This is a genomic window from Vreelandella sp. F11 (assembly GCF_042466685.1).
Taxonomy (GTDB): domain Bacteria; phylum Pseudomonadota; class Gammaproteobacteria; order Pseudomonadales; family Halomonadaceae; genus Vreelandella.
Map to the genome: position 1 here is coordinate 4,494,797 of NZ_CP170448.1, position 19,848 is coordinate 4,514,644.

Genomic DNA, 19,848 nt, shown 5'->3' on the forward strand with positions numbered 1-19,848 from the left:
TCACCGGCGTTAACGCAATGGGGCTTACCATCTGGCAAGCCCCGTTTTTATACCCATCGTTCATAAGTGCTGATATCACCAGCACTGATCATCAGCGTTAGAACTCTTCCCACTCATCTGCGGCATGCTTCGCCGGTGCGGGCTTTGAAGAGGGCTTTGAAGAGGGCTGTGATGAGGCGTGGGATGAAAGCGCAGGACGCTTCATGGCGCTATCGCTGCCACGCTGCTGAGGCGCCGGAGAGGCTAGCGCCTGATGCTGTGGCTCATCTTCGCCTAGCACAAAGGAGTTGATTAGCTGATTCAGATGCTCTGCATGGCGGCGCATATTGGCAGCGGCGGTGGTCGACTCTTCTACCATGGCGGCGTTCTGCTGGGTCATGGTGTCCATTTCAGCCACGGCGGTGTTGATCTGGCCGATACCGCTGCTCTGCTCTTTAGCGCCCGCGGTGATCTCACCGATCACATCGGTGACTTTCGCCACGCTAGAGACAATCTCGCGCATGGTGTCGCCCGCACTACGCACCAGCTTCGCGCCCGATTCAGTATGCTGAACGGACGTATCGATAAGGGCACGAATCTCTTTGGAAGCATCGCTTGAGCGGCTAGCCAGGGTGCGAACTTCCTCCGCCACCACGGCAAACCCACGGCCATGCTCTCCCGCCCGTGCGGCTTCCACCGAAGCGTTAAGCGCCAGAATATTGGTTTGGAAGGCAATCGAGTCAATCATGGTGATGATGTCGCTGATGCGCGATGCGGAGTCGTTGATATCCTGCATGGTGGTCTCAACCTGCCCCATTGCGGTTTCACCTTCGCGGGCCACGTCAGCGGTGGAAAGCACCAGCGTATTGGCCTGCTGGGCATTGTCCGCGCTGTGGTTGACCGTCGAGGTGATCTCTTCCATGGAAGCCGAGGTTTCCTGGAGATTAGCCGCCGCCTGCTCGGTACGGGTGGCAAGCTCATCTGAGCTTTGTGAGATCTCCCCCGCCGCCTGGTGCACGCTAAGCGTACTGCGGCGTACATCGCGCAGTGTATCCTGCATCCGCGCTACAAAGGCATTGAACTGAACGCCAAGCTCGCCAATTTCATCGCTGCTTTCAACTGCCAAGCGACGGGTTAAATCACCGCGTCCCTGGGCAATGTCTTGCATCGCCGCGGTTGTGCGCTTGATTGGCCCCAGCGTGCGACGCACCAAACCATACGCAATCAGCGCAATCACGATAAAGAGACCCAGCCCCAAAAGGGAGGCAAATATAATACCTTGACGCAAATCGGCCGCAGCCGCGGCTTCAAGTTCGGCAATGGCATCGTCAGCATCGGTAACGTAAACCCCAGCACCAATGAGCCAGCCCCATTTTTCAAGGCGGTCAACGAAGGAGTGCTTGGGTTCAATTCTGTCGGTACCTGGGTAATCCCACATATAGCTGTAGAAGCCACCGCCACTCTGGGCGACCTTAATGATCTCGCGAATCAGGTAGGTGCCATCAGGGGTTTGTGCATCAATCATATTGGTGCCTTCACGCTCCGGTGCCGGCGCCGTGACGATATTGTTACCGTCATAGTCATAGATGAATATGTAGTTGTTGTCTTCAAAGCGCATGGAACGCACCAGCTCAGCTACCCGCTGCTTGGCGGCCTCATCGTTGGCGCCGGCTTGTTCGTAAATGGGCTCAATGGCAGAAGTCGCCATCTGGACAATATTGCGTACCCCATGGCGGCGCTCTTCAATAAGCATTTCACGCTGTTCTGCCAGTACGTTACGGGTGTCTTGGATGTTGCTATAGGCTTTAAAGCCGACCAGCGCAACCGTCACTAACAGAAGGGGGAGCAGTACAAGCATCAGCACCTTGGTCTGTAAACCAAGGGCTCGTTTGGGAGCAGTAGAAGTGGTCATTTGTGAGCAAGTTCCAGAGTCAGTCTTGAGTGAAGATTTTTTAATAGTTATAAGGGCCTTATCGACCTAAAATGAGCAAACTTTAACCAGCTTTTGGTTTTTTTAACTTAATATTCAAACAATTAGCAATTAATAATTAGGTTCATAACCTAAGTTAAGGTTATGCATGCAATAAACGTCCAAGGTGGAGGTGTGGTGGCCAGGGATGGCCCGTTTTAGCACGATGCTAAACCACAATCTTCGGTTGCCCTGACCTCCCTACCGCCTGGTCAGGGCGACCTTTTTGTTTGTAGGGCGGTCAGTTAATTTCTGGCTCGTTCATTCCCGCTTTTTTACTCCTTCCCACTTCTTACTGCCCTCACCTGACGTCAGATCAGCCGCTTCGTGACTTCCTTGTTATTTGCTCTTGTTATTTGCCCTTAGTACGGGCTTTTGTTACTAACTATCGCCATCAGCGTATCATGGCGACAGGGCCTAATGTGCAAGGAGAATAGCCAGCATGGTTCGAAACCACCCCTTTGTTAGCGCTGTCTTGCTCCTGCTCCCTCGGTTGGCTCACTTTGCTTGGCGCGTTTTACGCAATTTTTTGAAAAATCACGGCGTCCTGCTGGCCGGCGGGGTGGGCTACAACATTTTGCTCTCTATCGTGCCGCTTTTTGCCGTGCTCGTTGTGCTGTTAACCCAGGTAGTGGATCAGCAGCATCTGCTCAATGTGCTGGCCGTACAGGCACGCCATATGGCGCCTGCCCACGCGGAGGTATTGCTGGAAGCCGTTCGCAGCCTGCTGGAGTCGCGAGACGTGATCGGCATTCTGAGTTTTCCTATCCTGCTTCTCTTCAGCTCCTTCGCTTTTCGTATGCTGGAAGATGCTCTGGCAATCATTTTCCACGCGCCAGATAGCCCGCATATCAAGCGCAGCGTCTGGGTGTCGGTGATGTTGCCCTACGCCTTTATGGTGGTGCTGGGGGCGGCGCTGATGGTGCTCACCCTGGTGGTGACCCTGGCCAGCTCGCTGAATGCGCTGGTCATGGCCATTTTCGACCGAGAACTGCCATTGGCGGGGCTGTCTGAACCAGTGCTTAACCTAGCCAGCTTCATCGGTGTTTTTCTACTCTTCAGCGCTATCTACAAAGTGCTGCCGGTGGTGCGCATCGCGTTACGCCGTGCAATCGTAGGCGGCTTCGTCGCGGCACTGATGTGGGAGGGAGTTCGGCTGTTACTGGTTTACTATTTCGCCAACCTGTCGTTTGTGAACGCTGTCTACGGCTCGCTGGCCGCCCTGGTAATCGTACTGATTAGCCTTGAAGTGGGCGCCATCATTTTACTGTTGGGCGCCCAGGTGATTGCCGAACTGGAACGTAATACCCGCCTTGGCCTGCCATGGCACGTCGACCCCAGCCGGCAGCCGATTACGCGGGTCGAATGACGTTAGCTAGCGGTCGCTTCGGCCTGCGGGCGCCGCTCATCCAGCATCCCTTTATCGAGAATAAAGCGGATGATCTCCTCAAGCCCTACGCCATCATAGAGGTTGGTAAACACGAAGGGCCGCTCGCCGCGCATCTTTTTAGAGTCGCGCTCCATCACCTCAAGCGAGGCGTGCACCTGCTCGGCAATATCGATTTTGTTGATAATCAGCAAGTCTGATTTGGTGATGCCGGGCCCTCCTTTGCGGGGGATTTTGTCCCCGGCGGAAACGTCAATCACATAGAGCGTCAGGTCGGAAAGCTCAGGGCTAAACGTGGCCGAGAGGTTATCACCACCCGACTCCACCATCACCAGCTCCAGCTTGGGATGGCGCCCCTGTAGCTCATCGATGGCGGCCAGGTTCATGGAGGCGTCTTCGCGAATAGCGGTATGCGGGCAGCCGCCGGTTTCCACGCCTAAAATACGATCCGCCGGTAAGGCGTCGTGCTTGAGCAGGAAATCGGCATCTTCTCGGGTGTAGATGTCGTTGGTGACCACGGCGATATCGTAGTAGTCCCGCAGCGCTAAACAGAGCTGCTTGAGCAGTGCGGTTTTGCCGGAACCAACCGGGCCACCCACGCCAACGCGTAAACAGTGAGTCATTTTTCTCTCCTCAATCGATAAGCTGGTTAACTTCTAAGCTCTTTGTCTTCTAAACCCGTTAACTTCTAAATAAGCGTGAATACTGAGTTTCGTGTAGCGCACTGGCCAGAGCCAAGCCGGGTAGCACCGGGCCTAGTTCTTCATCCTCAAGCGCCAACGCCTGATTAACGGCATCCACTAGCGCTGGGCGCAGTTGTTCGATCACACGCTGGGCAGCGGTGTGGCCAAGCGGCAAGGCTTTACAGGCCACCGCCAGTTGGTTCTCCAGCCAGGCCCAGGCAAAGCCCAGCAGGGTTTGGCGAACAGACACGCCGCGGGCGTGGGCGGTGTAAGCAAACAGCGTTACATAGCCTGGATTCTCTGGCAGCAAGGGCGGTAGTAAGTCCTCACTTGGCAGCAGTTGCTCGTTGGGTAATAGGTTCAAGCTGCCCAGTAGGCGTTTTAGCGAGGCGCCCAGCCTGCTATCTTCGGCGGCGAGCTCGGCGGTTTCCCGAGTAGCGGCCAGCCACTCATCCCATGCGGCGATTGATTGACTATCCGCCTGCCCTAATGCTTCAAGCAACCGCGCCAGCACCGGTAGCTCGCAGCGAGTTAGGCCATCTTCCAGAACACCATTTAGCCACTCGGCAAGGCTGGCTTCGTCGCGCACCCAGTCCAGCTCAAAAGCGCTCTCTAAGCCTTGGGAGAAGGCAAAGGCGCCAATCGGTAGTGCGGGGCTCACCAACTGCATCAGCCCTAGCAGCGCCAGCTCGTCACTTTGGCTTTCTAGCGCGGCGAGTTCAGTGGGCATGGTGATGCTCATGGGCGTGCGAATGGTTATGGGAGTGATCGTGGTCGTGGGAATGGCCGTGCCCGTGGGAATGGCCATGCGAATGACCGTGTGAGTGGCCACCGCCGCCTATCTGATTATAGGCGCCCGGTTCCGGGTCAAAGGTATCCTCATGGTGCTCCAGTTCAGCGCCCAATAGCACAGCGAGCTCTTCCAGCACGTGATCCGGTGGGAAGCGCACCCAAGCGCCCTTTTCGTCTTCACCCAGCGCCAGCTGAACGTGGCGATTACCAAGATGGTAGGCCAATCGTGCCAATGGTAAGCCAGTACTCACTCGCGCGGTCACCACCGGTTCTACGGCGGCGCAGACACGCACCACTTCGCCGCTTTCGGCTTTTAGACCTTCGCCGCTGCGCAGCACCGGGCCGCGATCAAGAAATAGCCCCAACTCGCGGCCGCTATCGCTTTGCGCTTTTAAGCGCCCACGAATGCGTAGCTCAAAGGGCAGCGTAAGTGTGTCGCTCGCCGCGCTCTCGTCTATCGGCCCTAAACGTTCTATGAGTTTGAGCATTGGTATCATCCTTTCGCTATCTATGCGGCTGTGCCGGGGGTAGGCCTACGAGAGGGCGCTGTGAATACCTCCCTGTACGCTACTTTTGCCATCCATGGCAAAAGACCCTCTCTACGGCCTACCCCCGTCACCTCTACCTACGTGAAATAGCCTCAATTAAAACAAATGATAACGCTGCGCCAGCGGTAGCTCGGTAGCGGGCTCGCAGGTTAAAATTTCGCCATCGCAGCGCACCTCGTAGGTTTGCGGGTCGACGGTCAAATCGGGGCAGGCATCATTCAGCTTCATATCCTGCTTGCGCACCTGGCGCACGTTTTTACACGCCGCTAGCTCGCTGTTCAGCCCCAGCGTCTCTTTAATCCCCGCATCCAACGCAGCCTGACTAACAAAGCTGAGCCGGGTTTGGCTCGCCGCACGGCCTAAAGCGCCAAACATATAGCGGTAATGCACCGGCTGCGGCGTAGGAATCGAAGCGTTGGGGTCACCCATGGGCGCCGCCGCAATCATGCCGCCTTTGATCATCATCGCTGGCTTAACGCCAAAGAAGGCCGGTTTCCACAGCACCAGATCCGCCAATTTACCGACTTCGATGGAGCCCACTTCATGGGCAATCCCATGGGTAATCGCCGGGTTAATGGTGTACTTAGCGATATAGCGTTTGGCGCGGAAATTATCGGCGCCCAGGGCTTCGTCTTCCGGCAGCAGGCCGCGCTGGATCTTCATTTTATGGGCGGTTTGCCAGGTGCGGCAGACCACTTCACCGACCCGCCCCATGGCCTGTGAGTCCGAGGCGATCATCGAGATCACGCCCAGGTCGTGGAGGATATCCTCGGCGGCGATGGTTTCCCGGCGAATGCGTGAGTCGGCGAAGGCCACGTCTTCGGGGATATTGGGGTCGAGATGGTGGCACACCATCAGCATATCGAGGTGTTCGTCGATGGTGTTGACCGTATAGGGCCGCGTCGGGTTGGTGGATGACGGCAGCACGTAGGCTTTCGAGCAAGCGGTGAGGATATCCGGCGCGTGCCCACCGCCCGCACCTTCGGTGTGGTAGGTGTGAATGCAGCGCTCTTTGAATGCGGCCAGGGTGTCTTCCACAAAGCCCGATTCGTTCAGGGTGTCGGTGTGGATCGCCACTTGCACATCGTAGGCGTCTGCCACGTTAAGGCAGTTATTGATCGAGGCAGGCGTGGTGCCCCAATCTTCGTGCAGTTTGAGACCCATGGCGCCCGCTTGGAGCTGGAGCTCCAGAGACTCGGGCAGGCTGGCGTTCCCTTTGCCTAGAAAGCCGATGTTCATGGGCATATCGTCCACCGCTTGCAGCATCTTGCCAATGTGCCAGGGGCCGGGGGTGCAGGTGGTGGCGTTGGAGCCTGTCGCCGGGCCGGTACCGCCGCCGAGCATGGTGGTGACGCCGCTCATCAGCGCCTCTTCCACCTGCTGAGGGCAGATAAAGTGGATGTGCGAGTCGATGCCGCCCGCGGTCAGAATCTTACCTTCGCCGGAGATGATTTCGGTGCCGGGGCCAATCACAATCTCAACATCTGGCTGGGTGTCCGGGTTACCGGCTTTGCCAATCGCGGCGATGCGGCCGTTTTGAATGCCCACATCGGCTTTAACGATACCCCACCAGTCTAGGATCAGCGCATTGGTGATCACGGTATCCATCACCGTGTCGTCGGCCCGCTGGCTTTGGCCCATGCCGTCGCGAATCACTTTGCCACCGCCGAACTTCACTTCATCGCCGTAATGGGTGGCGTCTTTCTCGACTTCAATCCACAGCTCGGTATCGCCCAGGCGCACGCGGTCGCCCACCGTGGGGCCGTACATATCGGCGTAGGCTTGCCGACTGATCTTATTGGTCGGTTTCATTGTTTACCTCCATCCAGCGCACCCATCACATCGCCGCGGAAACCGTAAATTTCGCGCTTGCCGACAAAAGGAATCAGCGTGACTTCACGGGTTTGGCCAGGCTCAAAGCGAATCGCCGTGCCTGCGGCCACGTCCAAGCGAAAGCCTCGGGTTTTGTCGCGATCAAACACCAGTGCCGGGTTGGCTTCGGCAAAGTGGTAGTGGGAGCCAATCTGGATCGGGCGGTCGCCGGTATTGGCCACTTCCACGCTAATCCGCTCACGCCCCACACAAAGCTCGATATCACCTTCTTTTAACTGATACTCACCAGGAATCATCTGGTTGCTCCTTCGTTTTGTTGTGAGGTGTAAGGAGTAAGATGTGAGGAGTAAAACCACTCACCACTCACAATTAACCCCTCACTCCTCACCCTTAACCCCTCACACAATCGGCGTATGGACAGTGACCAGCTTGGTGCCATCCGGGAAGGTGGCTTCCACCTGCACTTCGTCGACCATTTCGGCGACGCCTTCCATCACGTCGTCACGGCTTAGGATCTCGCGGCCATAGCTCATCAGATCGGCCACGCTGCGGCCATCCCGGGCGCCTTCCATAATCTCAAAGCTGATTAGCGCCACCGCTTCCGGGTAATTGAGTTTTAAACCACGCGCCTTGCGGCGCTCCGCCAGTTGGGCGGCGGAGAACAGCAGCAGTTTGTCTTTGTCTCTTGGGGTTAATTCCATGGAATATGTCTCCAGCAATGCATCACAGTGATACGAATTAAGTTAGCCAAATTCGTGGTGTATGCGCGGCGCGCTCAATCCACCGGGGGCGCAGCAGTTGCCAGGCTTGTTCACACAGCGCCCAGGCTTCGTTGCGCGAGTTGCCTAGATAGCGCAGCAGTAGTACGCCGTGGCGCACGGTGACTGCCCAGCGCGGGTTATCCGGTAGGGCTTCACGCAGGGCCTCAATAGCCGCAGGTGCGTCGGCAACCTCCACCGCCCAGAGCGTGGCCTGCACTGTGGCACCGCCCTGCCCCCAGCGCCCGGCAAAGCGAGGGTGTAGTGGGTCTAGCGGTTGGCGCTCTAGCCACAGCGGCTTGCCATCCAGGGTTAAGCGGAAGTGCTGCTCAATGCGTCCGGAAACATAGGGTAAGTCGCTGGCCGGGCGACCCAGTGCCATCACTTCCCAGCCCAGGCAGCGGGCGCTGCCGTGAAGGTCGATCTGGGTGCGCTGCTCGCCTTTAGAGCCATCAAAGGCGATGGTCTCCTGGGGCAGCCACTCAAGGGTGCCGCCGTCTTCCACACTTAACCGGGTGTGCTGCGCCCAGGCGACGCCCTGGCTGTCAGCTTTATAGAGTTTATTGGCGGCTGGGGTCGTCAGCAGTGCATGAGCGCCGCGCTCAACGTGGGCGCTAATGGTGAGCGCATCGCCGCTGACTAACCCACCCGGCGGATGTAGCACATAGACATGGCAAGCCTCACCGCGCCCTTCCGGGTAGAAAGGGCGCTGCACCCGCAGTGGCCCCTGATGGCGCGCCTGCACCATGCGTGTGGCGCCGTCGCGATGGGCGAAGGTGAGCGCTAACGAAGCTGCCCAGCGGCGGCCAGCATCGAAGCGGTGGCCAGAGGCGATGCGGGGGTTGGCGATATCGCTCAGAATCATGGGTGGCTATCGCTTCCTTACAGTGAGCTTTTCACTAACCACTGCAATTAATGCGCCAAAATGGTGAAAAACCTATTTTGCGGCCGCGGGAGGGCTTGGATCGTCGCAATAGGTCACATAACGCGCGCCTAGCGCGTACTTATCGCGCACATAACGCACCAAAAAAGAACAGACAAATACGATACGCACCAGAAAGACGCATTAATGTTCGCTGCATACCTTCAGCAACATCACTGCACCACCACTCGATCCCGCCCGCTGCGCTTCGCTTGATAAAGCGCCTGGTCGGCCCGCTGTAAGGCGTGGTGATAGTCGGGGTGGCCGTCGTGGAGTGTGACTCCCACGCTAATCGTCACATTTAGCAGCGTATCGGCGCCAGCGAGCATTGGCTCTTTAGCCACCGACTGACGCAAACGCTCAGCAAATAACCGACTGCCATCATGGTCGGTATTGACCAGCACAATCAAAAACTCTTCGCCGCCCATTCGAAATACATAATCTCCCCCACGGGTAGAGCGATCAAGTAGGCTCGCCACCTGCTGCAGCACGTTATCGCCAGCGTCGTGCCCATGGGTATCATTGATCGACTTGAAGTGATCGATATCCACCATCAATAGCGCAAAACTGTGCTCCGAGTGGCGGGCGATTTCAATTTCGCGGCTAAGCACCACCGACAAAAACTTGCGGTTGAGCAGCCGGGTTAAGCTGTCGCGACCGGCATCTAACCCGGAGGCGCGCTCCAACACATTATCGAGTAGCATCAACACCGTGCGAGCGGCGTCACGAATCTCACCAAGCGCTCTGAGCCGCTGACTAGGATCTTCATGAAGCAGAACTTCCAGCCACTCACGATCCACTTGCTGAATATGGCGCGAAATAGTGGCAATCTCCGGCACGCCCTCAAACGCATGGCACGCTTTATGGAAGTACCACAGACCAAAATCGGAATTGGATAACCGCGGCAGTGTGGCGATATTCTGCTGGGCGGCGACGGCAAACATCAGTGCGTTTTCCCAGTTCAGCAACGCCGAACGCTGGCGTTCACGCTCATCACCAATGCTCTGAGTAAGTGAAAACAACTTGTATGCCTCTTCGGTGCGCGCATTACGGTCACTGGCCACTGAGTAGGCGTGGCTCATAATTTCCATGGCCATATCGATATGGTCAGAGACATACACCGCGGCATCCCCCGGTGATAGCGGGCTTTTAAGCGTGGCGTTGATCTGCTCATAAAACGCCTGCTTCAGTTGCCGTGCTCCGTTAAGTACCAAGTTAACCGGAATTTCGATACGGGCATGCACTTGCCCCACTTTTTCCTGCTGCTCAACCAGGGACTCGAAATCAGCGTGCTCGACGGCGAACATGGCCTTCAGCCACCGCTGCATAGAGGGGTTTAAACGCTGCTCCACTTGGTCGTTGGAGAGAAATAGCGAGGCGTGCGGGTCTTCCAGCATTACGCTGTAAAAGTGGTTAGCAAAGTTTTGGCAGTGCTGCTCTACCAACGTTTCGACGGCTTGCCGCAACGGCTTAGGCGTACGCTCCAGAAGCGTCTGCCACTCGGCGGCGAGCTGATATTTATCTTTATAGCGCATACCCCACCTGCTTCTTATTGCTAAATCAATCAATGTTACAGGCAAAAAATCGCCTGCAACCGAACACAGAACAGGGTTTTAGCGATTAGCCCGCCAGATACCTTCTCTGCTATGTGCATCACTTGACGCCGGCAAATGCATCATGTATATCAATTGATAGCACTTTAAAGTATCAAATGAGGAAAACGCCATGGATGTCCATTTCACTCAGTACCAACCACCCAAAGCCTTGGCGTTCGGTTTCTGGCAACAAATTGGCCTGCCTGCCCGTGGCCGAAAGCTGCATGAGTTATTGCATGAAGGCGTGGAGTACCGGGTTTACCCTCAGCTTGCCAAAGTGTCAGGTATTGAGCAGAAAGCACTGGCGAGCTATGTGGACATTCCCCCTGCCACGTTGAGCCGCCGCGCCAAAACGGGCCGTTTCAAGATGGCGGAAAGCGATCGGCTGTATCGCTTTGCTGAGCTCTTTAAAGCGGCGCTGGACCTGTTTGAAGGCGACGCCGATGGCGCACGCGCTTGGCTGCTCAAGCCTAATGCCGGGCTAGGTGGGCGCCGTCCCGTCGAAATGAGCGCAACCTCGGCGGAGTATCAAACGGTGCTTAACTTGATCGGGCGGCTGGAGCACGGGGTCTCGGTATGAGCGAGGTCACCGCTTACCGGCTGGTGAAGCGCAAGTTTCAGGAGACAGCGTTTGATGGCGAAGGCGCACGGCTTTACGGTGGGCGCTGGAACAGCCCAGGCAATGCCTGTGTGTATGTGGCAAGCGCTGAATCGCTGGCGCTACTGGAAATTATGGTGAATCTGGAAAGCTATCGGCTGCTTAATGCCTATACGCTGCTGCACCTGACGCTACCCGCCGAGAGCATTCTCAGCGTTGGCGCCGAAGATTTACCTGAAAACTGGCGGGAAGCACCCGCGCCCGCAGAGACCGCCGAACTGGGTGATGGCTGGCTGGCGTCTGGCCAAAGTCTGGCACTGGCAGTGCCGAGCGTGGTCGTGCCGAGAGAGCTCAATTACATGCTCAACCCGGCACACCCCTTATTCGATCAAATCGTCGCGTCAGCCGAGGCACTGCCATTTCTACCCGATCCAAGACTTTGAACCGGGTGTGGATAACTTAAACCGTCAGATGCTGCTTGATCAGCTCATTGGAGAGCTCGCTGATCTCCCCTTTGGCCACCGGACGGCCGCGATCCATGATCACGAAGCGGTCGGCATACTTGCGGGCAAAAGGTAGTTTCTGCTCTACCAGCAGCACCGTTAGGCCATCCTCTTTGATCAGCTGGCGGATTACCTGACCGATTTGCGCCACGATGTTGGGCTGAATCCCCTCCCCCGGTTCATCAAGAATTAGTAGCTTAGGCTCGATGACCAGCGCGCGGCCAATCGCCAGCTGTTGCTGCTGGCCGCCGGAAAGGTCGCCGCCACGGCGGTATTTCATCTCTTTGAGTACGGGGAACAGCTCGTAGACCCGCTCGGGGATTTTCTTCAGTCCGTCGCTGCGCGCGGCAAGACCGGTGCGCAGGTTCTCTTCCACGGTCAGTAGCGGGAAAATCTGCCGCCCCTGAGGCACATAGCCAATGCCCAGCCGGGAACGGGCCTCAACGGCCTTTTTGGTGAGCTCGATGTCACCTGCTTCAGTGGCATAGCGCAACTCGCCGCTTTTCACCGCCACCTCACCCATCACGGCTTTCAGTAGCGTGGTTTTGCCCACGCCGTTGCGCCCCATCACACAGGTGCACTGACCGGTGGGCACTTCAAGGTCAAGATCCCACAGCGTGTGGCTCTCGCCGTAAAACTGGTTGAGTTGTTCAATCGCAAGCATCAGGCGGCCTCCTCGTCGTCAGCACCCAGGTAGACCTCGACCACTTTGGGGTCGTTGGAGACTTGATCCATGGTGCCTTCCGCCAGCACGCTGCCCTGGTGCAACACCGTTACCTGACGAGCGATTGAGCGCACAAAGCCCATATCGTGCTCGACCACGACCACGGACTGCTTACCGGCGAGGCCTGTCAGTAGCTCGGCGGTGCGCTCCATCTCCTGCTCGGTCATCCCCGCTACCGGCTCATCCACCAACAGCAGGCGTGGGCGCTGCATTAGCAGCATGCCAATCTCCAGCCACTGCTTCTGGCCGTGAGAGAGAATCCCCGCAGGCTGATGGCGCAGCGCTGTAAGGCCGATGGTTTCCAGCACTTCGTCGATGCGGTCTTTGATCTCGCCGGTCATACGGGCAGTCAGCGTAGGGAAGATCCGCTTGTCGGCGGCCATGGCCAGCTCAAGATTTTCAAACACCGACAGCGCTTCAAACACCGTGGGCTTTTGAAACTTGCGGCCAATGCCCAGGCTGGCGATATCGGGTTCGTTCATATGCAGCAGATTATGGCGACTGCCAAACCATACGCTGCCGCTGTTGGGGCGGGTTTTGCCGGTGATGATATCCATCATGGTGGTTTTGCCCGCCCCGTTAGGGCCGATAATGCAGCGCAGCTCGCCGTCATCAATGGTTAGATTAAGATTATTGATGGCTTTAAAACCATCAAAGCTGACGGTGACATCCTCCATATACAGAATCGGCCCATGGCGGACGTCCACCTTTGATGCCTGGGGCACCATAAAATCGAACACCCGGTCACGCTGGGTCAGCGATTGCAGCAAACTCATGCGGAGGCCTCCTTGGGCGTGCTGGGTGTGGCTGTATTATCTTCGCGCTTGCGACGCTTGAGATAGTGAAACAGCCCCGCCACGCCTTTGGGCAGAAACACTGTGACCAGCACGAACATCGCGCCCAAGGCAAATAGCCAGGCATCGGGCATGACACCGGTAAAGATGGTTTTGGCGTAGTTAACTAAAATGGCGCCTATCACCGCGCCATACAGCGTGGCGCGACCGCCGAGTGCTACCCACAGCACAATCTCAATGGAGAAAATTGGCGAGAACTCGCTGGGGTTGATAATCCCCACCTGGGGTACATAGAGCGCCCCCGCCAAACCGGCCAGCATGGCTGAAACCACAAACACAAACAGCTGAAAGCGTTCGACCCGATAGCCGAGAAAGCGCGTACGCGCTTCGGCGTCACGAGTGGCCACGCTGACCCGGCCCAGTTTGCTGGTGACAATGGCTCGGCAGAGGATAAACCCCAACGCCAGGGCAATGCCGGTGGCCAGAAAAAGCCCCAAACGGGTGGCGTCACTGCGCAGGTCAAAGCCGACAATTTCGCGGAAATCGGTCAGGCCGTTATTGCCGCCAAAGCCCATTTCGTTGCGGAAAAATGCCAGCATCAGGGCAAACGTCAGCGCCTGGGTAATGATCGATAGATACACCCCGGTGACTCGCGAACGGAACGCCAAAAAGCCAAACACCAGCGCCAGCAGCCCCGGAGCCAGCAGTACCATGGCAAACGCAAACCAGGCCATATCGAAGCCCTGCCAGAACCACGGCAGGCTGTCCCAGTTCAGGAATACCATAAAGTCGGGCAGTACCGGGTGTCCATAGGTGCCACGATCGCCAATCTGGCGCATCAAATACATGCCCATGGCGTAGCCGCCAATGGCAAAAAAGGCGCCGTGGCCAAGGCTTAAAATACCCAGATAGCCCCACACCAGATCCACCGCCACGGCGAGCAGCGCGTAGCTTAGGTATTTACCGAACAGATTGACCGTATAGGCGCCAATATGCAGCGGGTTTTCCGGCGGCACCGCCACGTGTAGCAGCGTCACCAGTGCCAGCGCGGCGACTAAAACGCCAAGAAAAATCTGCGTCGAGCGTTCGCTGAATGGGCGTGTTAGCCAAAAATTGGTCGATGATTCGGTCGTTAATGACATCGCTTAGCCCTCCGCAGCCCGGCCCTTCTGCGGGAAGAGTCCACGCGGGCGTTTTTGAATGAATAGGATGATAAAGACCAGCACGATAATTTTGGCCAACACTGCACCTGCCCAAGGCTCAAGTACCTGGTTGATAACACCAAGCGATAGGCCAGCCACCAGCGTGCCCCATAGATTACCCACGCCGCCGAACACCACCACCATGAAGGAGTCGATGATGTAGTTCTGCCCCAGGTTGGGGCCAACGTTAGTGAGCTGGGAGAGGGCAACACCAGCAAGGCCAGCGACACCGGAGCCCAGGGCAAAGGTCATGATATCGACACGGGTGGCGCGAATACCCATGGAACGGGCCATGGCGCGGTTCTGGGTAACGGCGCGCACCTCAAGCCCCAGCCGGGTACGTCGCATTACCAGCATCAAACCGGCAAAAACCACCAGCGCAAAACCCAGTACGTACATTCGATTGAGCGTTAACGAAAGCGCGTCGTTAATCACTAATGAGCCGCTCATCCACTCGGGGGTGATCACCGTGCGGTTAAGCGGCGAAATGCCGGTTCGCACGAGTTGCTGCAGAATCAGGCTGACGCCAAAGGTGGCCAGCAGGGTTTCCAGCGGGCGGCCTTTGAGGAACTGGATCATACTTCGTTCAATGGCGATACCCGCCAGTGCCGCCACCATAAAGCCTGCAGGGATCGACAGAATCAGTGCCAAACCGGGCTGGCCTGGCAGCAGCTGCTGCATCGCCCAGGTGGTGTAGGCGCCCAGCATAATCAGCTCTCCATGGGCCATGTTAATGACGCCCATGACCCCAAAGGTGATGGCTAGGCCTATCGCCGCCAGCACTAATACCGAGCCGAGGCTTAAACCGAAATAGAGGGTTTCCAAGCCTCGGTTGATTTTAAGATTTTGTTCAATACTGATCAGCGCCGCGGTGGCCGCATCGGCGACAACCGGGTCATCACCGTTAGCCGCACGGCTAAGCGCGACTCGTGCCCGAGGGTGTAGGCTACCCTGGAGCGTTTCTACCCCTTCAAGCTCACCGTTCTCCACTTGATAGATCGCTAATGCCTGGGAGAGCCGGCGTACCACCTGGCTATCCTCCTCTTCATTTATCAGTTCACTCAGCGGCTGGGCAAGCTCTTCGTCAACTTCACCCAATAACCGCTCTGCCGAAGAGCGGCGGCGTTCCACGTTGGGCGAATAGAGGTCAACCACGGCAATCGCACTGCGCAGCTGATTACGCAGGTTGTTATTAATGCCGATACGCTCCAGGTCGCGCCGGGACATCTCTCCCAACGCCTCGCCGGTCAGTACATCGGCCACCGGCCAGTCGCGGCCCCGGTTCTCGAGTACCAGTACGAAGCGGCCCTCTTCGGTGCGCTGCAGGCGTCCATCCAGTAAGGCCTGCAGCCAATCACGGGCGCGCTCGTCGTCGCTTTGCAGAATAGCGGTAATGGCTTCGCCTTTGGCGGTATAAGACTCAACGTCCAGCGCCTCTAACAGCTCAAGCGCGGCCGTATCATTAGTGGAACTGCTGGCGGCGTCTGTTGATTGTGCCTGTGCTGTAAGGGTCATACCCAACAGCAGGAAACAGAGCAGCGCCAAGGAAAGGAAACGCCTCATGGGGTTCTTCCTTTGGTTATCTAAGAGGGAAAGATAGCGTGCTCCTTGCCGCGCCAACCATCGAAACACTGCGCGGCAAGGGGGTGTTATTCGTTACTCAGCGAGCGCCGCTTCGGCTTCTTCTGCTGCGGTGCTGCCACCGCACGAGCCGTTAACGACGTTAAAGTTGCCGCACTCCATCGGCTTGCGCCAATCGGCAATCAGATCACGGGAGCCAGGCAGGTAGTCAGACCAGGCGTCGCCGGCCACGGTAGAGGGCGTCTGCCAAACGATATCGAACTGGCCGTTGTCCTGAATCTCACCGATCAGCACCGGCTTGGTGATGTGGTGGTTGGGCATCATGGCTGCATAGCCGCCGGAAAGGTTAGGCACGGTCACACCGATAATGGCATCTTTCACCGTATCGACATCTGTCGTGCCCGCTTTGCGAACCGCTTCGGCCCACATATTGAAGCCAATGTAGTGCGCTTCCATTGGGTCGTTGGTGACGGCCATATCGTCGCCGGTGTAGTCGATCCAGGCATCGATAAAGTCGTAGTTCTCGTCCGTATCAACGCTCATGAAGTAGTTCCAGGCGGCCAGGTGGCCGACCAGCGGGCCGGTATCGATACCGGTCAGTTCCTGTTCGCCTACGGAGAAAGCAATAACGGGGATATCAGCCGCATCGATGCCCTGGTTGGAGAGTTCGGTATAGAAAGGCACATTGGCGTCGCCGTTGATGGTCGAGATCACCGCGGTAGGTTTGCCCTCTTGGCCGAAACGGCTTATTTCAGACACGATATTCTGCCAATCCGAATGGCCGAACGGCGTGTAGTTAACCATGATGTCTTCATCTGCGATGCCGTGTTCGTCCTTGAGGAAGGCCTCAAGGATACGGTTGGTGGTACGCGGATAGACATAGTCGGTACCCACCAGCGCAAAGCGCTCGATACCCACTTCATTGATCAGGTATTCAACCGCAGGAATCGCCTGCTGGTTAGGCGCTGCACCGGTGTAGAAGACGTTTTCCGAGGACTCTTCGCCTTCATACTGCACCGGGTAGAACAGCAGGCCGTTGAGCTCTTCGACGACGGGCAGCACTGCTTTACGCGATACCGATGTCCAGTTGCCAAAAATAACATCGACTTCTTCTTGCGCTAGCAGCTCACGGGCGCGCTCAGCAAACAGCGGCCAGTTAGAGGCGGGGTCAACGACCACGGCTTCTAGCTGGCGACCCAGCAAGCCACCCGCTTCGTTCTGCTGTTCGATCAGCATCTCGACGGTGTCTTTGAGCACGGTTTCGCTGATCGCCATGGTGCCAGAGAGGGAGTGCAGGATGCCGACTTTAATCGGGTCATCATCCTGGGCGATGGCCTGAGAGCTGGCGCCCATAACGGCGGCAGTGAGCAGAGCCGTCGCGAAACGGCCACGTGAAAGGAATGGTCGCGGGTGTGTCGAGCGTTTGAGAGTGTTCATTGTTTATCTCCTTGCACCCCTTATGATTGGGGCTTGATGATGGGCTTCGCACGTGGGGTTGTTGTGTTAGCTCCCCAATACGTCCACTAGCCAATAACTCTTGCAAGGGGTGCGCCAGATTGGCACAAAGTCGCCTTATAGCTATTTAATCAGCCACTTAATCATCATCAGGAAATTTCGACATTCACTCAGCGCACCAAAATAAAGCACAACCAAGCGGCTAAAGCACCCTCTCAATGCACCAATAAGGAACAGTGCACCAACTAAGCACTTGAGACTCAGTGCTGAGCTTTTTGAACACAGACCAGTAACTTCATACTTACGCATTAGCTACAAAGCGACGCTTTGACATCAGGCAAAACGGGCATAAAAAAGGAGCCTTGGCATTACCAAGGCTCCTCGCTATTCACCCTTCAAGTGATAGTGTTAAACCGCCACATCGGGTGGAATTTTCTTACGGCGTTTCTTGAGTAGCGGCAGGCCTAGCGATAGCACGGCCACCACCAGCAGACCAAGCGAGATAGGCTTGTCGATGAAGGTCATCCAGTCGCCACCGGAGATCTGTAGCGCGCGGCGCATGGACTCTTCCATAATATTGCCCAGAATCAGGGCCAGAATCAGCGGCGCCGCCGGGAAACCAAACAGCCGCATACCCAGACCTACCAGGCCAAAGCCCAATAGCAGCAGCAGGTCAAACACGCTGAAGCTCATGCCGTAGACGCCGATCATGCAGAAGATCAGAATCAGCGACAGCAGTAGCGGCTTGGGCAGATCAAGAATCTTGGCGATCAGCGGAATCAGCGGCAGGTTAAGCACCAGCAGGAAGATATTGCCGATATACATACTGGCAACCACGCCCCAGAACACGTCTGGACGCTCTGTAAGCATCATTGGGCCGGGATTGACCCCCATCACCAGCAGTGCGCCCAGCAGTACTGCAGTAGTACCCGAACCCGGCACACCCAGCGTCAACAGCGGCACAAAGGAGCCGGTACAGGCAGCGTTGTTGGCCGCCTCTGGCGCCGCAACGCCTTTAATATTGCCGGTTCCAAAAGTGTCGCCATCTTTGGCAATGCGTTTTTCCATGCTGTAACCCAGGAACGAGCCGATGGTCGCGCCAGCACCCGGCAGAACGCCGGTAAAGAAGCCCAACACCGAGCTGCGGCCAACCGGGCCAGCGATCTCTTTGACTTCGCTACGGGTCAGTTTCAGCGAGCCAATCACATTACGCGGCGCCTCTTTGCCACCACCGCCGCGCAGCAGCATATAAAACACCTCGGCGAGGGCAAAAATCCCCAGCGCCACCACCAGGAAGTCGATACCGTCAAGGAGCTGAACGGAGCCGAAAGTAAAGCGCTCGGTACCGGTCTGCATATCGATACCCACGATCGAGATAATCACCCCGACCACGGCAGCTATCAGCCCCTTGATCAGCGATTTATCAGACAGTGAGACCACCGCAGTCAGGCCCAGCACCATCAGCGCAAAATACTCTGCTGGGCCAAAGCTAACGGCGACTTTGGAAAGCAGCGGGGCGACCAACATCAGGAAGATAACCGATACCGTGCCGCCCACAAACGAGGAGTAGGCGGCAATCGCCAGCGCTTTACCCGCCAGGCCTTTCTTGGCCATCGGGTAGCCGTCAAAGGAGGTCGCCACGGTACCCGCCACGCCGGGTGCGTTAAGCAGAATCGAGGAAGTAGAGCCACCGAAGATGGCGCCGTAGTAAACCCCAGCCATCAGAATCAAACCCGACGAGGGCTCCATGGCAAAGGTGATAGGAATCATTAGGGCAAGGGCACTGATCGGGCCAAGGCCCGGCAGCATGCCGATAATGGTGCCAGCAAATACGCCGGCAAACACGTAGGCAATATTGATAGGCTCAAGCGCGATGCCAAAGCCGTACATCAGATTATTGAAGGCATCCATGGGAATTACTCTCTTAAACTCTGTTAGCTGAAAGACCTGCTAACACGGCTTTATTTAGAAAGGCAGCACGCCAGTGGGTAGGTAAACATCCATCACCCGCGTCATGGTCAGGTAAAGCGCCAGCACTACCCCTAACGATGTAGCGAGGTTGACCCCATGGCGGCGGTAGCCGTAGTAGGCCGTCAGCCCAACGCAGAGCAGCGTGGAGGCGAGGACAAAACCCAGCGGCACCAGCAATAACGCATAGGCGGCAATCGCCAGCGAGGTCACGATGACCCGGGCCCAGGGCGTCAGTAGTAGCGGCCCGCTCTGCGCCTCTTCGTCGACTTCATCGGCGCCGGCAATCGGTGTGGGTTTCTCGAAAAAGAGAAACACCGACAGGATCAGCAGCGAGAAGCCCAATACTTTAGGAAAGAGGTCAGAGTCGACCGGACGCGGCAGAGGAAAAGTGGGGATTTGCCACGCCATCGCGATATAGCCTGCAGCTAATATCGCAAATACCAGTGCTAACCACTGATTGGTATTTAAACGAGTCATAGGAGTCTCTCCGAAAGAGCCAACACGCCTCCCGCAGTTAACGTTCACTCATCATGGTAACGTTAACTGCGGGAGAC

19 protein-coding genes are annotated in these 19,848 nt (G+C 56.9%); 3 read left to right on the forward strand and 16 right to left on the reverse strand.

Going from position 1 to position 19,848, the window contains the following annotated elements; all coding sequences use genetic code 11:
- Nucleotides 1-97: 97 nt before the first annotated feature.
- Nucleotides 98-1,891, reverse strand: coding sequence for a methyl-accepting chemotaxis protein (locus tag ACFIOZ_RS20470; RefSeq protein WP_386080879.1), 1,794 nt, complete (start codon nt 1,889-1,891; stop codon nt 98-100).
- 499 nt (nt 1,892-2,390) lie between these two features.
- Here ACFIOZ_RS20470 and ACFIOZ_RS20475 point away from each other — a divergent pair, with 499 nt between their 5' ends.
- A complete protein-coding gene (locus tag ACFIOZ_RS20475) occupies nt 2,391-3,317 on the forward strand; it encodes a YihY/virulence factor BrkB family protein (protein WP_211595621.1) in 927 nt (308 codons plus the stop codon).
- Nucleotides 3,318-3,319: 2 nt separating this feature from the next.
- Here the strand turns inward: ACFIOZ_RS20475 and ureG are convergent, their stop codons facing one another.
- The 8 genes from ureG to ACFIOZ_RS20515 all read right to left on the reverse strand — a co-directional run bounded on the left by ureG (nt 3,320) and on the right by ACFIOZ_RS20515 (nt 10,406).
- On the reverse strand, nt 3,320-3,958 hold the full coding sequence (ureG, locus tag ACFIOZ_RS20480) for an urease accessory protein UreG (RefSeq protein ID WP_386080882.1): 639 nt from the start codon (nt 3,956-3,958) through the stop codon (nt 3,320-3,322).
- A 58-nt stretch (nt 3,959-4,016) separates the two neighbouring features.
- Nucleotides 4,017-4,748 carry an urease accessory protein UreF gene (locus ACFIOZ_RS20485; protein WP_386080884.1) on the reverse strand — a complete coding sequence of 244 codons (732 nt, stop codon included), beginning with the start codon at nt 4,746-4,748 and terminating at the stop codon, nt 4,017-4,019.
- Complete coding sequence (locus ACFIOZ_RS20490; RefSeq protein WP_386080886.1) at nt 4,738-5,298, reverse strand: urease accessory protein UreE; 561 nt, start codon at nt 5,296-5,298, stop codon at nt 4,738-4,740. The genes ACFIOZ_RS20485 and ACFIOZ_RS20490 overlap by 11 nt, the downstream gene beginning before the upstream one ends.
- Nucleotides 5,299-5,454: 156 nt before the next feature.
- Nucleotides 5,455-7,170, reverse strand: coding sequence for an urease subunit alpha (gene ureC, locus ACFIOZ_RS20495; RefSeq protein ID WP_386080887.1), 1,716 nt, complete (start codon nt 7,168-7,170; stop codon nt 5,455-5,457).
- Complete coding sequence (locus tag ACFIOZ_RS20500; RefSeq protein WP_211595617.1) at nt 7,167-7,487, reverse strand: urease subunit beta; 321 nt, start codon at nt 7,485-7,487, stop codon at nt 7,167-7,169. Before ACFIOZ_RS20500 ends, ureC begins: the two co-directional genes overlap by 4 nt.
- Before the next feature lie 102 nt (nt 7,488-7,589).
- Nucleotides 7,590-7,892: an urease subunit gamma gene (gene ureA, locus ACFIOZ_RS20505; protein WP_211595616.1), complete on the reverse strand. Its 303-nt coding sequence runs from the start codon at nt 7,890-7,892 to the stop codon at nt 7,590-7,592.
- A gap of 37 nt (nt 7,893-7,929) precedes the next feature.
- Nucleotides 7,930-8,814, reverse strand: a complete 885-nt coding sequence (locus tag ACFIOZ_RS20510) for an urease accessory protein UreD (RefSeq protein ID WP_386080891.1) — start codon at nt 8,812-8,814, stop codon at nt 7,930-7,932.
- Nucleotides 8,815-9,044: 230 nt separating this feature from the next.
- Nucleotides 9,045-10,406, reverse strand: coding sequence for a diguanylate cyclase (locus ACFIOZ_RS20515; protein ID WP_386080892.1), 1,362 nt, complete (start codon nt 10,404-10,406; stop codon nt 9,045-9,047).
- Nucleotides 10,407-10,596: 190 nt separating this feature from the next.
- Here ACFIOZ_RS20515 and ACFIOZ_RS20520 point away from each other — a divergent pair, with 190 nt between their 5' ends.
- Both ACFIOZ_RS20520 and ACFIOZ_RS20525 read left to right on the forward strand, forming a co-directional pair.
- The gene (locus ACFIOZ_RS20520) at nt 10,597-11,046 is read left to right on the forward strand and encodes an antitoxin Xre/MbcA/ParS toxin-binding domain-containing protein (RefSeq protein ID WP_386080893.1); all 450 of its coding nucleotides are present in this window, start codon (nt 10,597-10,599) and stop codon (nt 11,044-11,046) included.
- Entirely contained in the window at nt 11,043-11,507 is a 465-nt protein-coding gene (locus tag ACFIOZ_RS20525) for an RES family NAD+ phosphorylase (RefSeq protein WP_386080895.1), read from the forward strand. Before ACFIOZ_RS20520 ends, ACFIOZ_RS20525 begins: the two co-directional genes overlap by 4 nt.
- A gap of 16 nt (nt 11,508-11,523) precedes the next feature.
- On the opposite strand, the gene urtE is transcribed toward ACFIOZ_RS20525, so the two are convergent.
- From urtE to ACFIOZ_RS20560, 7 genes are all read right to left on the reverse strand, one after another.
- On the reverse strand, nt 11,524-12,231 hold the full coding sequence (gene urtE, locus ACFIOZ_RS20530) for an urea ABC transporter ATP-binding subunit UrtE (protein WP_386080896.1): 708 nt from the start codon (nt 12,229-12,231) through the stop codon (nt 11,524-11,526).
- Nucleotides 12,231-13,067, reverse strand: coding sequence for an urea ABC transporter ATP-binding protein UrtD (gene urtD / locus ACFIOZ_RS20535; RefSeq protein WP_226246484.1), 837 nt, complete (start codon nt 13,065-13,067; stop codon nt 12,231-12,233). The genes urtE and urtD overlap by 1 nt, the downstream gene beginning before the upstream one ends.
- Nucleotides 13,064-14,227 carry an urea ABC transporter permease subunit UrtC gene (urtC, locus tag ACFIOZ_RS20540; protein WP_386080898.1) on the reverse strand — a complete coding sequence of 388 codons (1,164 nt, stop codon included), beginning with the start codon at nt 14,225-14,227 and terminating at the stop codon, nt 13,064-13,066. Before urtC ends, urtD begins: the two co-directional genes overlap by 4 nt.
- Before the next feature lie 3 nt (nt 14,228-14,230).
- The gene (urtB, locus tag ACFIOZ_RS20545) at nt 14,231-15,850 is read right to left on the reverse strand and encodes an urea ABC transporter permease subunit UrtB (protein ID WP_386080899.1); all 1,620 of its coding nucleotides are present in this window, start codon (nt 15,848-15,850) and stop codon (nt 14,231-14,233) included.
- A gap of 93 nt (nt 15,851-15,943) precedes the next feature.
- Nucleotides 15,944-17,305 carry an urea ABC transporter substrate-binding protein gene (gene urtA, locus ACFIOZ_RS20550; protein WP_386080901.1) on the reverse strand — a complete coding sequence of 454 codons (1,362 nt, stop codon included), beginning with the start codon at nt 17,303-17,305 and terminating at the stop codon, nt 15,944-15,946.
- 426 nt (nt 17,306-17,731) lie between these two features.
- Nucleotides 17,732-19,234 (reverse strand): tripartite tricarboxylate transporter permease, encoded by a 1,503-nt coding sequence (locus tag ACFIOZ_RS20555; protein ID WP_211595607.1) that lies wholly within the window; start codon nt 19,232-19,234, stop codon nt 17,732-17,734.
- A 54-nt stretch (nt 19,235-19,288) separates the two neighbouring features.
- A complete protein-coding gene (locus ACFIOZ_RS20560; protein ID WP_386080903.1) occupies nt 19,289-19,771 on the reverse strand; it encodes a tripartite tricarboxylate transporter TctB family protein in 483 nt (160 codons plus the stop codon).
- Between the last annotated feature and the right edge of the window lie 77 nt (nt 19,772-19,848).

What these genes read in the sequence shown, in the direction of transcription:
- ACFIOZ_RS20470 (WP_386080879.1), bottom strand. Translation starts at nt 1,891, where the DNA reads ATGACCACTTCTACTGCTCCCAAACGAGCCCTTGGTTTACAGACCAAG.
- ACFIOZ_RS20475 (WP_211595621.1), top strand. Translation starts at nt 2,391, where the DNA reads ATGGTTCGAAACCACCCCTTTGTTAGCGCTGTCTTGCTCCTGCTCCCT.
- ureG (WP_386080882.1), bottom strand. Translation starts at nt 3,958, where the DNA reads ATGACTCACTGTTTACGCGTTGGCGTGGGTGGCCCGGTTGGTTCCGGC.
- ACFIOZ_RS20485 (WP_386080884.1), bottom strand. Translation starts at nt 4,748, where the DNA reads ATGCCCACTGAACTCGCCGCGCTAGAAAGCCAAAGTGACGAGCTGGCG.
- ACFIOZ_RS20490 (WP_386080886.1), bottom strand. Translation starts at nt 5,298, where the DNA reads ATGCTCAAACTCATAGAACGTTTAGGGCCGATAGACGAGAGCGCGGCG.
- ureC (WP_386080887.1), bottom strand. Translation starts at nt 7,170, where the DNA reads ATGAAACCGACCAATAAGATCAGTCGGCAAGCCTACGCCGATATGTAC.
- ACFIOZ_RS20500 (WP_211595617.1), bottom strand. Translation starts at nt 7,487, where the DNA reads ATGATTCCTGGTGAGTATCAGTTAAAAGAAGGTGATATCGAGCTTTGT.
- ureA (WP_211595616.1), bottom strand. Translation starts at nt 7,892, where the DNA reads ATGGAATTAACCCCAAGAGACAAAGACAAACTGCTGCTGTTCTCCGCC.
- ACFIOZ_RS20510 (WP_386080891.1), bottom strand. Translation starts at nt 8,814, where the DNA reads ATGATTCTGAGCGATATCGCCAACCCCCGCATCGCCTCTGGCCACCGC.
- ACFIOZ_RS20515 (WP_386080892.1), bottom strand. Translation starts at nt 10,406, where the DNA reads ATGCGCTATAAAGATAAATATCAGCTCGCCGCCGAGTGGCAGACGCTT.
- ACFIOZ_RS20520 (WP_386080893.1), top strand. Translation starts at nt 10,597, where the DNA reads ATGGATGTCCATTTCACTCAGTACCAACCACCCAAAGCCTTGGCGTTC.
- ACFIOZ_RS20525 (WP_386080895.1), top strand. Translation starts at nt 11,043, where the DNA reads ATGAGCGAGGTCACCGCTTACCGGCTGGTGAAGCGCAAGTTTCAGGAG.
- urtE (WP_386080896.1), bottom strand. Translation starts at nt 12,231, where the DNA reads ATGCTTGCGATTGAACAACTCAACCAGTTTTACGGCGAGAGCCACACG.
- urtD (WP_226246484.1), bottom strand. Translation starts at nt 13,067, where the DNA reads ATGAGTTTGCTGCAATCGCTGACCCAGCGTGACCGGGTGTTCGATTTT.
- urtC (WP_386080898.1), bottom strand. Translation starts at nt 14,227, where the DNA reads ATGTCATTAACGACCGAATCATCGACCAATTTTTGGCTAACACGCCCA.
- urtB (WP_386080899.1), bottom strand. Translation starts at nt 15,850, where the DNA reads ATGAGGCGTTTCCTTTCCTTGGCGCTGCTCTGTTTCCTGCTGTTGGGT.
- urtA (WP_386080901.1), bottom strand. Translation starts at nt 17,305, where the DNA reads ATGAACACTCTCAAACGCTCGACACACCCGCGACCATTCCTTTCACGT.
- ACFIOZ_RS20555 (WP_211595607.1), bottom strand. Translation starts at nt 19,234, where the DNA reads ATGGATGCCTTCAATAATCTGATGTACGGCTTTGGCATCGCGCTTGAG.
- ACFIOZ_RS20560 (WP_386080903.1), bottom strand. Translation starts at nt 19,771, where the DNA reads ATGACTCGTTTAAATACCAATCAGTGGTTAGCACTGGTATTTGCGATA.